The organism is Microbacterium sp. C448, from assembly GCF_000582705.2.
In the GTDB taxonomy this organism is placed as follows: Bacteria; Actinomycetota; Actinomycetes; order Actinomycetales; family Microbacteriaceae; genus Microbacterium; species Microbacterium lacus_A.
The window spans coordinates 1-11,930 of record NZ_HG779761.1; the positions used below are offsets into that span (position 1 = coordinate 1).

Annotated in this window: 13 protein-coding genes; 4 read left to right on the plus strand and 9 right to left on the minus strand. The window is 68.8% G+C overall.

What is annotated here, in order from left to right; genetic code table 11:
- The 3 genes from MIC448_RS12850 to MIC448_RS12860 all read right to left on the minus strand — a co-directional run.
- On the minus strand, positions 1 to 1,132 hold a 1,132-nt coding region (locus MIC448_RS12850), incomplete at its 3' end, for an AI-2E family transporter (RefSeq protein WP_036300415.1).
- Positions 1,133 to 1,229: 97 nt separating this feature from the next.
- On the minus strand, positions 1,230 to 2,504 hold the full coding sequence (locus MIC448_RS12855) for an acyl-CoA dehydrogenase family protein (protein ID WP_051513839.1): 1,275 nt from the start codon (positions 2,502 to 2,504) through the stop codon (positions 1,230 to 1,232).
- Between the two features lie 219 nt (positions 2,505 to 2,723).
- Positions 2,724 to 3,395, minus strand: coding sequence for a TetR/AcrR family transcriptional regulator (locus tag MIC448_RS12860; protein ID WP_036300418.1), 672 nt, complete (start codon positions 3,393 to 3,395; stop codon positions 2,724 to 2,726).
- Positions 3,396 to 3,495: 100 nt separating this feature from the next.
- Here MIC448_RS12860 and MIC448_RS12865 point away from each other — a divergent pair, with 100 nt between their 5' ends.
- From MIC448_RS12865 to sucD, 3 genes are all read left to right on the plus strand, one after another.
- Positions 3,496 to 5,076, plus strand: coding sequence for an FAD-dependent oxidoreductase (locus MIC448_RS12865; RefSeq protein WP_051513842.1), 1,581 nt, complete (start codon positions 3,496 to 3,498; stop codon positions 5,074 to 5,076).
- A gap of 81 nt (positions 5,077 to 5,157) precedes the next feature.
- Positions 5,158 to 6,321: an ADP-forming succinate--CoA ligase subunit beta gene (gene sucC / locus MIC448_RS12870; protein ID WP_036300421.1), complete on the plus strand. Its 1,164-nt coding sequence runs from the start codon at positions 5,158 to 5,160 to the stop codon at positions 6,319 to 6,321.
- Between the two features lie 24 nt (positions 6,322 to 6,345).
- On the plus strand, positions 6,346 to 7,248 hold the full coding sequence (gene sucD, locus MIC448_RS12875) for a succinate--CoA ligase subunit alpha (RefSeq protein ID WP_036300423.1): 903 nt from the start codon (positions 6,346 to 6,348) through the stop codon (positions 7,246 to 7,248).
- A gap of 146 nt (positions 7,249 to 7,394) precedes the next feature.
- Here sucD and MIC448_RS12880 read toward each other — a convergent pair whose 3' ends face one another.
- The 6 genes from MIC448_RS12880 to MIC448_RS12905 form a co-directional block, all read right to left on the minus strand.
- Entirely contained in the window at positions 7,395 to 7,724 is a 330-nt protein-coding gene (locus MIC448_RS12880) for a hypothetical protein (RefSeq protein WP_036300426.1), read from the minus strand.
- Positions 7,721 to 8,323: a hypothetical protein gene (locus tag MIC448_RS12885; RefSeq protein ID WP_036300428.1), complete on the minus strand. Its 603-nt coding sequence runs from the start codon at positions 8,321 to 8,323 to the stop codon at positions 7,721 to 7,723. The genes MIC448_RS12880 and MIC448_RS12885 overlap by 4 nt, the downstream gene beginning before the upstream one ends.
- On the minus strand, positions 8,307 to 8,951 hold the full coding sequence (locus MIC448_RS12890) for a hypothetical protein (RefSeq protein WP_036300430.1): 645 nt from the start codon (positions 8,949 to 8,951) through the stop codon (positions 8,307 to 8,309). Before MIC448_RS12890 ends, MIC448_RS12885 begins: the two co-directional genes overlap by 17 nt.
- On the minus strand, positions 8,948 to 9,496 hold the full coding sequence (locus MIC448_RS12895) for a hypothetical protein (protein ID WP_036300432.1): 549 nt from the start codon (positions 9,494 to 9,496) through the stop codon (positions 8,948 to 8,950). The genes MIC448_RS12890 and MIC448_RS12895 overlap by 4 nt, the downstream gene beginning before the upstream one ends.
- Positions 9,493 to 10,365 (minus strand): hypothetical protein, encoded by an 873-nt coding sequence (locus MIC448_RS12900; RefSeq protein ID WP_158497547.1) that lies wholly within the window; start codon positions 10,363 to 10,365, stop codon positions 9,493 to 9,495. Before MIC448_RS12900 ends, MIC448_RS12895 begins: the two co-directional genes overlap by 4 nt.
- Positions 10,366 to 10,472: 107 nt before the next feature.
- Positions 10,473 to 10,814, minus strand: coding sequence for a hypothetical protein (locus MIC448_RS12905; protein WP_051513847.1), 342 nt, complete (start codon positions 10,812 to 10,814; stop codon positions 10,473 to 10,475).
- 149 nt (positions 10,815 to 10,963) lie between these two features.
- Between MIC448_RS12905 and MIC448_RS12910 the strand changes: the two genes are divergently transcribed.
- Positions 10,964 to 11,930: DUF6350 family protein (locus MIC448_RS12910; protein ID WP_036300440.1), on the plus strand; the 967-nt coding region annotated here is incomplete at its 3' end.

An 11,930-nucleotide genomic window follows, 5' to 3' on the forward strand; every position in this document is an offset into this window, starting at 1 on the left:
TTTGACGTGCCCACCGGGCGGGCTTGTCGGGGCCGTCCCACACCTGGATCGCACCCCAGACGACGGCGGTGATCGGCACCGCGAGGACCGCCCCGAGGATGCCGCCGACCACGGTTCCGATCGTCAGTGCGATCAGCACGACGAAGGCATGGAGCTTGAGTGAACGTCCCATCAGCACGGGCTGCAGGAAGTTACCCTCGAGCTGGTTGACGGCGACGACGATCGCGACGACGATCAGGGCGTTGACGGGCCCGTTCGAGACGAGCGCCACCAGGGCGGCGAGGATCCCGGCCAGTGTGGCACCGACGATCGGGATGAATGCGAGCAGGAACACCAGGACGGCGAGGGGGAGCGCGAGGGGCACCTGCAGGATCCACAGACCGATGCCGATACCGACAGCATCGACGAATGCGACGGCCGCGGTGCCGCGGACGTACGAGCCCAGGGTGCTGACCGCCTTGTCGCCGACGCGGCGTGCTCGCGCGTAGTGCGCGCCACGGAAGGGACGCAGCAGGAACTCCCAGAGCTGCGGGCCGTCCTTCAGGAAGAAGAAGAGCACGACGACGAGCAGGACGAAGCCCGTGATGAAGCTCGCGACGGCGCTCACACCGGCGAGAGCACCCGATCCGAACTGCGCGCTCGTGACGAAGTCGGTCGCGGTCGCGATCCATTCGTCGATCTGGGCCTGATCGAATTCGAACGGCAGGGTGCCCACCCACGCGAGAACATCCTGGAGGCCGTCCTGCGCCTGGCTGTAGAGCGTGTCCCACTGGTCGCGGACTGCCCAGACGATGAGCCAGCCGATGCCGCCGAGAACGACGACGATCGTCAGCAGGGTGATCAGAGTCGCGATGATCGAGGGCACCCCACGCTTTCGCATGGCGCGCATGATCGGGTTGAAGGCCGAAGCCAGGATCAGCGCGAGCACGACGGGAATCGTCACGAGCGTCAGTTGCTGGATCCCCCAGATAATGCCGATCACGACCAGCAGCACGACGATGATCTGAACGGCGCGGATGGCGAGACGTCCGAAGCCGTCAGACCACAGGCTCACGGGTGTCGCTATGTCATCGAGGGGGCTCGGTGTTTCCGGCCGTTGCGGCGCGGACGAGCTGTTGCCGAAGAGTCCCATGGCACGACGGTACCCCGGGTGTCGGGGAATTGCCCGCCCTTGCGTCCGAGGGGGACGGTAAAGGTTCCGGAGCTTCCGGTCGTCCCGTGGTCGCCGCTCAGACGAAGGCGCTCATGCCCGTGATGTCGCGGCCGATCAGCAAGGCCTGGATCGACTCCGTGCCCTCGTAGGTGTGGATCGCCTCGATATCGGCCAGGTGCTGCATAACGACGTTCTCGAGCAGGATCCCGTTGCCCCCGAGCAGATCTCGCGCGGTCGAGGCGATACGCCGCGCGGCCCGCGTGTTGTGGAACTTCGCGAGCGACGCCTGCGTCGGACGGAGGGCGCCGGATGCCTCCAGATCGGCGAGATAGCGGCAGTAGAGCTGCATGGCGGTCAGTTCGTCGAGCATCTGCGTCAGGCGTTCCTGCACCATCTGAAACTTCGCGAGCGGCTTGCCGAACTGCATGCGCTGAAGGGAATACGACAGGGCGGCCTCGTAGCAAGCGGTTGCGTGCCCGAGCGCCGACCACGCGACACCCGAGCGGGTGGCGTAGAGCACGGTCGAAGCATCCTTGAAGCTCTTCGCACCCGGCAGCACCGCGTCAATTGGCAGGCGCACGTCGTCGAGCGTGATGTGCGCCTGATGGATGCCGCGCAGCGACACCTTCCCGAGTATGGGGGTGCCGCTGTACCCGGCGCGGTCCTGCTCGACGAGGAAGCAGCGGACGGCGCCGTGCTCCGCAGCATCCGGGTCGTCCACGCGTGCCCAGACGAACGTGATGCCGCCCGAGGCGCCGTTGCCGATCCACTTCTTGGCGCCGCGAAGCACCCACTCGTCGGAGTCCGCGTCGCGGCGGGCCGTCGTCTCGAGCGACACCGAGTCGGACCCGTGGTCGGGCTCGGTCAGCGCGAAGGCGCCGAGCACCTCAGAGGTTGCGAGGGGGCGCAGCCAGCGCTCCTGCTGTTCGGGACTGCCGAACAGCGCGAGCGTGCGGAGTGCGAGGCCACCCTGAACGGCGAGCATCGTGCCGAGCGATCCGTCGCCGCGCGAGACCTCCATGTTGACCAGGCCGGCGGCGAGGGGCGAGAGGTGCGTGATGTCCGGGTGGTCGATGCCGTCGCCGAGCAGATCGAGCTCGCCGATGCGCCGCGCGACCTCGAGGGGGTACTCGGCGCGGTCCCAGGCCTCGCGCATCGTCGGCGCGACCTCGTCGACGAGCGTCTTCGCCCGATCCCAGACGGCGCGGTCCTCGGCGGGGATATCGGCGAACACCGCGTAGTAGTCGGTGTCGAGGCGCTGCGAGACGTCGTAGTGCGGGACGCGCTCGCCGGGGAAGGTGTCGTCGCCGGAGGTGTCGCCCGATGCCGTGGTGGGTGCGGTGCTGCTCATGCGCTCAAAGGTACTCTCGCGACATCCGGTTCCACCACTTTTGGGACGCAGTTCCACATCTCGGCCTGTTCCATCCGCCTGAGGGAGCCCGTTTTGCCGCGCGAGGGTGCCTCTTATGAGCCTCGAGGTTGCCCTTTTCGCAGTCGTGCCTCGGAACGGGCACCTTCGGGGATAGGAGCGGGCACCCTCGCGCCCAGCAACGGGCACTCTCGCGCGGAATCAGTCGAGGGACGAGCGGATGCGGCGCGCCACCTCGGCCGCCGGCGTCGCGCGCGGGAACACGGCGATCACGACGTCGTCCGCCGCCGCCGGCGCCGGGTCGGGGTGGACCCCGTAGCGGCGGAGGGCGCCATCGAGCGCGGCCTGCAACTCCGACAGCGGCACGCGCTTGGTTCCGCGCAGCAGGCGCCGCAGCACGTGATTGTGGAGAGCCGTCACGAGAGCCGCGAACCCGACCGCGTCGAGCGGGTCGATGCCGGGCAGAGCCGACCGCAGGTATTCGTCGAACAGGCGCTCGTAGCGGAAGACGGTCACGATCTCGCGATCGCGAAGCGCCGGAACCTGCCGCACGATCTCATAGCGGCGACGCGCGACCTTCGGGTCGCTCGCGAAGTGCCGGAAGACGCGCTCGGTCGCCTCGCAGACCGCGACCCACGGATTTTCATGACCGCGTTCGAGCCAGGTGCGGAGGTCTGCGAGCAGGATCTCGTGATCTGCGAAAACCACATCCTCTTTTCCCCCGAACTGCCGGAAGAAGGTGCTGCGTGACACGCCCGCGGCCCGCGCGATCTGCTCGACCGACGTCGCTTCGAACCCCTGCTGGGCGAAGAGTTCCAGGGCCGCGGCGACGACGACGGTGCGCGCGGCGGACGGTGACGGTGTCTCGCTCATGTCGACAGCAGCCTAGACCCGCGGGCCCCGCGCGCTCCGCGAACCCCGCCTCCCTGTCAACCCCGTTGCTTCATCGGGGACCGCGGGGTGTGCTGGTTTCATGCCCCCGCTCTGGAAGCTCGACCGCACCACGCCGTCCCTCTCCGTCCCGTTCGCTCCCGCGCGGCACGAGGTCGTGATCGTCGGGGCCGGCATCACGGGGCTGTCGACCGGACTCATGCTCGCGGCCCTCGGGCAGGACGTCGCGATCGTCGAGGCGGGCGAGATCGCCGAACTTGCGACCGGGTCGAACACGGGCAAGGTGTCGCTGCTGCAGGGCAGCACGCTCTCGACGCTGCGCAGGCATCACCCCGCGTCGCTGGTGCGCGCGTATGTCGACGCGAACCGGGCGGGAGCCGAGTGGCTTACCGAGTTCGCGGAGAGCGCGGGAGTGCCCATGACCACCCGCACCGCGTTCTCGTACACGCCGTCGCGGTCAGGTGTGGAAGCCGTCGAGGCAGAAATCGAAGCCGGACGCGAGGCGGGTCTCGACATGCGACGTGCCGACGAGGCGGAGCTCGCAACACCGTTCCCCGCGATGGCGGCAGCCGCGCTCGACGTTCAACTCGCGATCGACCCGGTCGCTCTCGCGGACGCCCTGGCTCGGGCCTTCGTCGCCGCGGGCGGCACCCTGCACACGGGCACGCGCGTGCGCTCCGTGCACGCCGTTCCCGAACCCCTCGTGCGGACGGATGCGGGAGCCCTCCGTGCGGATCGCATCGTGCTCGCGACCGGCACGGCGATCATGGACCGCGGTCTGACGTTCGCCAAAACTCGCGGCTTGCGATCGCACTGCGTCGCGTTCGACTATGAGGGCGATATCCCCGACGGCATGTTCCTCTCCATCGACGGACCCGCTCGCTCGGTGCGCTCGGTCACCGCGGATGACGGGCCCGCGGGCGCAGCCCGTCTGATCGTCGGAGGAAACGGTCATCCGGTCGGTCGCTCGCACTCGGATGCGGCAGAGATCGACGAGCTCGTCGCCTGGGCACAGAAGAACTTCCCCGGAGCGCGCGAAGTCGCACGCTGGTCGGCGCAGGACTACGAGTCGCACAACCTCGTGCCGTTCGTCGGTGTCATGCCCCGTACCCTCGGGCGCGTGCGTTTCGCGACGGGATACGCCAAGTGGGGCCTGACGAACGGACCGGCCGCCGCCATCCGGCTCACGTCCGAGATCATGCGCGTGCCGTTCCGCGAACGGCCGTCCTGGATGATCGCACTCGGCACGCGTCTGACCGTTCCGGCCGACCTGGCCCGAGGTGTGCGAGAGAACGCCCTCGTCGGCGCCGAAGCCGCGAAGGGCTGGCTGCGGGCGGAGAGTGCGGGCGTGCCCGTGCCGCGCCCCGGCGAGGGGGAGGGTGTCATCGCCCAGCGCGCAGGGCATCCGGTGGCCGTGTCGAGTGTCGACGGACAGACGCGCGCGGTGAGCGCCGTCTGCCCGCACCTGGGCGGAGTCGTGTCGTGGAATGATGCCGACCGGACCTGGGATTGTCCGCTCCACGCCTCGCGTTTTGCGCCCGATGGAACACGAATCGAGGGCCCCGCGGTCGACGACCTCACGCCCCTCGATGGGCCGTCGGACGCGCCGGCGAACGAGGCCCCGCGTGGGTGCCCGGCGTCTGCCGTTCACACCACCCCGTAGTAGGCTCGGGGACTGGTCGATCTCTCGACATCAAGACTCTTTTCGAAGAAATTCCCCGGCGCGACAGCGAAGGACTGCAACGTGGATCTTTACGAGTACCAGGCAAGAGACCTATTCGAGAAGTACGAGGTGCCGGTTCTCGCGGGCATCATCGCCGACACCGCCGAAGAGGCGAAGGCGGCCGCCGAGAAGATCGGTGGTGTCGTCGTCGTGAAGGCCCAGGTGAAAGTCGGAGGCCGCGGCAAGGCCGGCGGCGTGAAGGTAGCCAAGACCCCCGAAGAGGCATATGAGGCTGCTCAGCAGATCCTCGGCCTCGACATCAAGGGCCACGTCGTCAAGCGCGTCATGGTCGCGGCGGGCGCCCGCATCGCCACCGAGTACTACTTCTCGGTGCTGCTTGACCGCGCCAACCGTTCCTACCTCAGCCTCGCGAGCGTCGAGGGCGGCATGGAGATCGAGCAGCTCGCCGTCGAGAAGCCCGAGGCTCTGGCCCGCATCGAGGTCAACCCGCTGACCGGCATCGACCCCGCCAAGGCGCTCGAGATCGCGGAGGCAGCCGGCTTCGATGCCGAGCTCGCCCCGAAGGTCGCTGACGTTTTCGTCAAGCTCTACGACGTCTACAAGGGCGAGGACGCGACGCTCGTCGAGGTCAACCCGCTCGTGCTGACGGCAGAGGGCGACATCATCGCTCTCGACGGCAAGGTCTCGATCGACGAGAACGCCGCGTTCCGCCACCCCGACCACGAGGCTCTCGAAGACAAGGACGCCGCCGATCCGCTCGAGGCGAAGGCCAAGGAGAACGACCTCAACTACGTCAAGCTCGACGGTCAGGTCGGCATCATCGGCAATGGCGCGGGCCTCGTCATGTCGACGCTCGACGTCGTCGCCTACGCGGGTGAAGCCCACGCTGGCGTGACCCCCGCGAACTTCCTCGACATCGGTGGTGGAGCATCCGCCGCCGTCATGGCCGCCGGCCTCGACGTCATCCTCGGCGACCCGCAGGTAAAGAGCGTCTTCGTCAACGTGTTCGGTGGCATCACAGCCTGCGACGCGGTCGCCAACGGAATCGTCGGCGCCCTCGACACGCTTGGCGCGACGGCCTCCAAGCCGCTCGTCGTCCGCCTCGACGGAAACCGCGTCGAAGAGGGCCGCGCGATCCTGCGCGAATACGCCCACCCGCTCGTCACGCTCGCCGAGACCATGGACGAGGGCGCCGACAAGGCCGCCGAGCTCGCCAACGTCTGACCCGGATAAAAGGACTGTAGAGAAATGTCGATCTTCCTCAACAAGGACTCCAAGGTCATCGTCCAGGGCATCACCGGCGGCGAAGGCACCAAGCACACGGCACTCATGCTGAAGGCCGGCACCCAGGTCGTCGGCGGCGTCAACGCCCGCAAGGCCGGCACGACGGTTTCGCACACGGATGCCTCGGGCAACGCCGTCGAGCTGCCCGTCTTCGCTTCGGTCAGCGAGGCCATGGCCGCTACCGGCGCGGACGTCTCGATCGCCTTCGTCCCCGCCGCGTTCACGAAAGACGCGATGCTCGAGGCCATCGATGCCGAGATCCCGCTGCTCGTCGTGATCACCGAGGGCGTGCCCGTCGGCGACAGCGCCGAGGCCTGGGCCTACGCCCAGAGCAAGGGCAACGCGACCCGCATCATCGGCCCGAACTGCCCCGGAATCATCACGCCCGGCGAGGCGCTCGTCGGCATCACGCCCGCCAACATCACCGGCAAGGGCCCGATCGGCCTCGTGTCGAAGTCGGGCACCCTGACGTACCAGATGATGTTCGAGCTGCGCGACCTGGGCTTCTCGACCGCCATCGGCATCGGCGGCGACCCCATCATCGGAACGACGCACATCGACGCGCTTGCCGCGTTCGAGGCCGACCCCGAGACGAAGGCCATCGTCATGATCGGCGAGATCGGCGGCGACGCCGAAGAGCGCGCGGCCGACTACATCAAGGCCCACGTCACCAAGCCGGTCGTCGGCTACGTCGCGGGCTTCACGGCCCCCGAGGGCAAGACGATGGGCCACGCCGGCGCGATCGTCTCGGGCTCGGCGGGAACCGCGCAGGCCAAGAAGGAGGCGCTTGAGGCCGCCGGGGTCAAGGTCGGCAAGACGCCGAGCGAGACCGCCGCGCTCATGCGCGAGGTCATCGAGGCGCTCTAGCACTCACACGCAAGAAGGGCGGATGCCGCGGCTCAGGCTGCAGCATCCGCCCTTCTTCGTTGTTTTCCCAGGCCTGGGCGCACAACATTCCGGAGGATGTGCCTGACGGGCCGCCGGAACGGCGTGAATCGACCTGGTCGACGGGATTACACCGGAATGTTGCCCGGGTGCGTCGGGGGAGCCTGCTCGGGCGGCCGCGTCAGCACGTCGACGAGCGACGAGTCCGCGGCGTCGAAGGCCTCGGCGACGGCCGAGGCCTGCTCCTTGAGGGCGTTGATCTCTTCGATCAAGGTGCGGCGACGGTCGTCCCATTTGCCCGCGAAATCCTCCGCGGCGCGGGCGAGCTCGGGCACGGGAATCATCCCCGCGAGCGCGGACGCATCGGCATCCGCGCGCTCGAGGTTCGTGACGATGGTGCCCATGCTGCGTGCGGCGCTCGCGACATCTTCGGTGTCGAGCTTGAGTGTGCCGGTCATCGGGGGCTCCGTTCTTCGAGGGCGGATTCGTCGGCGACCACAGAGATGCTGCGGGCGAGGTCGTCGAAAGCGGGCTGGAGCTCATCGAAGCGGACGAGGTCGCTGTCTCCGGCGATCAGGATTACGTCTCGATCGGGCAGGCGCCAGACCCAGTGCGCGACGCCGACGATCGCCGGTGCTGGGGACGCCTCGGGCGCCACCTCGGCGGTGAAACGCACCGCCTTCGTCCCGGGTCCGAGGCCCGCGCCCTCGATCGGTGTGACAACCGCGGGGCGGATGGATGCGTCATCCGTGACCCCCAAGAGATCGTCGAGGCTGGATTCGGCGAGCGTCGCCCACTCGTAGAGGCTGACCATGCCGATACTCTCGTGCGGCCGCGCCAGGTAGGCGAATCGCTCCTCGCCCTCTCCGGCGCCGCGCACCATGCCCTCGATCGTCGCGGAGAGCCAGTCGCGCGTCGCTGCGTCGTAGGCGTAGGCATCCGCGATTGCCGTGACCACGGCATCCCGCCAGCTCTCGAGCGTGGTGTGCCCCATCCACGGCCATTCGGTCGGGATGTAGAGCCAGAGGTCTCGGTCGAAATCAACGCGCAGCGGCATCGGTCTGCCTTTCGCCCTGGTTGTCGGTACCGGACGGCGACGCCCAGGTCACCGCATCCAGGATCGTCTCGATCAGCAGCAGGAGGGCGTCGGCAACCGGTGCGTAGTCGTCAATCGGCTGACCCGCGATGGTGGCGGTCGCCAGCACGTACGCGTCGGCCTCGGGAGCCACCCACGTTCGCTCGATCGTGTGCAGCCGCACCATCGAGGTGTCGTGGGCATCTGCCGGAACCTCGTGGTCGACGACGCGATGGCGGGCGGGTCCCGCATCCGTCTCGACCAGGTCACCCGAATCGGGCAGGGGAAGGGCGTCGCCCGCGCCGAGGACACCCGCCGGGGGAGCGGCGCGGCTGAAGACGATGCCGGTCGAGACCGGCACCTGCCACGGCACCCCGAGGGGCAGCACGACGCTCGTTCCGCCGCTGCGGTGCGCGTCGTCGAGCATCTCCGTCAGCCAGGACTCCATGCGGTGGATGAAGGGACCGATGCTGTCGCGCGGGCCCCGTTCCCAGCCTGCGGCGAAGGTCTCGCGGGCGGTCGCCGCGTTGTCCGCCGTGACGGGCAGCAGGACCCATCCCGGAGGGAGGATCACCTGGGGACGTGCCGGCTCGGTCGCTGTCGACGTCATCGCCGGGCGGCTTTCCCGCGGGTGCGCTTCTTCGGTTCGATCCGCCACGACTCGGGGAGCCAGCCCAGCGTGCCGAGCAGGGCACGGATGCCGAAGAGCGCGATCGCGGCGAGGTGCACGAGCGACGCCCAGGCCAGGTCGATGTGCTGCCCGCCATAGGCCACCGAGGCTGCGAGCGTCGTACCGAAGCCGACCATCGCGACGGTCGACATCTCGAGCCGGGCACCCCACAGGAAGCGCTGGAGGGGGAGCGGGAACGTCGCGATGGACAAACCGAACATCATCACCGCGGGCACCCAGAGCAGCCAGAAGGGCGGTTGGAAGAGCGGATATCCCGGCCCCGACCCCAGGATGCCACCGTCTTCCGAGTCGGGCACCGTGCCCTGCGCCAGGCCGATCACGGCGATGACCACGATCGGCAGGATGCCGAGGGCGACGACGAGGATCGCGGTCCACCACTCGACGCGGGCGGCGATGTGCGCGGCCCTGTCCGATTGCGTGCGCTGAGCGGAGGTCGCCCCCGTGCGCGAGACCGGCGACGTCACGAGCCCACCCGCCAAGTCGCGGACTCGCGGATGTCCTGGTATCCCTCGCTGATGTTCGAGAGCACGTTGCCGACGGGCGAGTCGGCGAGCGCGTCGGGTGCGAGGTCGAGCAGCTGCGGGATCCGCTCGTTGAGGGTGGCGTCCACCTGCGTCGCACCGGTGCGCACGGCGTTCGCGATCGTGATCTTCGCCATCTCCTGACGCCCGATGCCGAGCAGGATCTGATCGAGCGGACCGCTCGCGCCGGCCTTGGTCATCTCGGCGACCCGCAGGAAGTGCGCGTTCGAGATGCCCTTGGCCTTCCAGATCTCCTTCGCCCACCCGAGCGACGGCAGCTGGAGACCACCCAGCTGCGCACCCTTGGTCCCCTTCAGGACACCGTTGAAGCTTCCGGTCACGACGCGGAGCGGAGACGAAACCCCCTGGGCCCCGAGGCGCGCGACCCGGGTGCCCTTGAGAGCCGTCATGACGCCCGAGATCGTGCGCGTCGCGGCCGCGGCAACCCCGAGGGTTGCGACCGCCAACAGATCGAGGGCGAAGTCCACCCACGAGATCTCGCCCGTCGCGGCCAGGATCAGGCTGAGCCCCGCCGTCAAGATCGCGGCGGCCAGAGCGAACGGTGCCAGTACGGGAATGAACAGACTCAGGATCGCGAGCCCGGTCGTCACCCACTGCATCACCTGGTGGATGGCCTTCAGGATCTCGGCGTTCTCGTGCACCCACCCGCTGAAGTCGTCCCAGAGCGAATCGTTCAGGCCGTCGCCCCCGATCGCATCCTGGAGTCGTCCCGCGGCGTGGGTCCCGGCATCCCGCACGCCCTGCACCACCCGATCGAAGCGTGCTTGCAGATCCGCGAGGTCGCCCTGCACGTTGTTGCGGCGGCTGTGCAGCCCGGTCAGGTGACGGGTGACCTCGGCGAGCTCGGTCGGGTCGGTGGTCGTCGTTCTCTGGTCGGTGTAGATCGCGATCTGCCGGTTTAGTAGGCGAGATTCGGGGTGGCCTGGGCGCTCTGGTCGACGAGCGAACGGGCCTCGGCCTGGGCGTTCTCGAGGGTATCCCCGAACTCTCCGAGGGCGCTCCCGGCGACCCGGTAGCGCGATTCCAGCGTCGACAGCTGTTCCGACACCGAATCCGCGTTCTCGGCGAGCACATCGAGCGCTTCGCTGGTGTGGTTCCGCGTCTGGGCGATGCTCGTGCGGAGCGCCTCGACGGCGTCCAGAATGGCATCTGCTGTGCGCGTGAACCGATCGGCCCTGCTGCGGATGCCCGCGGCATCACCGGGAATGGGCGCGATATCTTGCGGCAGTACGAGCGACACAGACCCTCCTCGTGAGTCCTGTCGATGCTAACCGGGCCGCTCCGGGTGGCCCAATGGGGAGGAATACCCATGTTGCCCCGGGAGTGTTGTCCGGCCGGCGGTGGGTCGAGCGGGACGATATCGAGGCCGCGGGTAGGGTCGAGGGCGCCATGCATCGCCTCATCGTCGCCCTGCTCAGTGCGCTCGACGCCCTCATCCAGGTCGCGGGAGGACTCGCGGTGATCGCCGCACCCCTCACCGCCCTGTGGGTCTTCGGGCTGGGGGCTACGGCTGACTGGGCGGCACTCTGGCCCTCGACGGCCGCGGTCTGGCACGCGGGCAACCTCGTGCCGCTGCAGGTGACGCTGCCGGACACGCTGATCGCCGCGGGCATATCGGCGGATGCCGCATCATTCGCGTTCTCGCTCGCCCCCCTCGGCTTCGCCGCCTTCACCGTCATCTTCGGCGTTCGCTCGGGTGCCCGCGCGGCACGTTCCGGCGCGTGGTTCACCGGATTCGTCTCCGCGCTTCTCGTCTCCGGAGCGCTCTCGACGGTGATCGCCCTCACCTCCACGACCGATGTCGTCTCGACGGTTCTCTGGCAGGCCATCGTCATCCCCGCGGCCCTGTATGCGGTTTCCGTGCTGATCGGGGGCATCGTCTCGGCGTGGCGGAACGGGGACGACGGGGTCATCGACGCATGTCGTGACGGGCTCGAGCGCCGCGGCGCAGGCGACGCGGTCATCAGTGCGACGGCGCTGGGCGTGGCCGTGACCGTGGCCGCGATTATCGGGGCCGGAGCCGTGGTGCTCGCGGGTGCCGTGGCGATGTCGGGGGGCGAGATCGTCGCGCTCTATCAAGCCGGCAACGTCGACATCCTCGGCGCGATCGTCGTCACCCTCGGGCAGCTCGCCTACGTCCCGACCCTCATCGTGTGGACGATCTCGTGGATCGCCGGCCCCGGTTTCGCGATCGGCACGGGCAGCACCGTCTCGCCCGTCGGCACCGATCTGGCCGTGGTCCCATCGATCCCCGTGCTGGGCGCCGTGCCCGACGCATCCAACGCGTGGCTGCTGCTCATCGCGCTGATCCCCGTCGCGGCGGGTGCACTCGGCGGATGGTTCGCCCGCTCCCGCC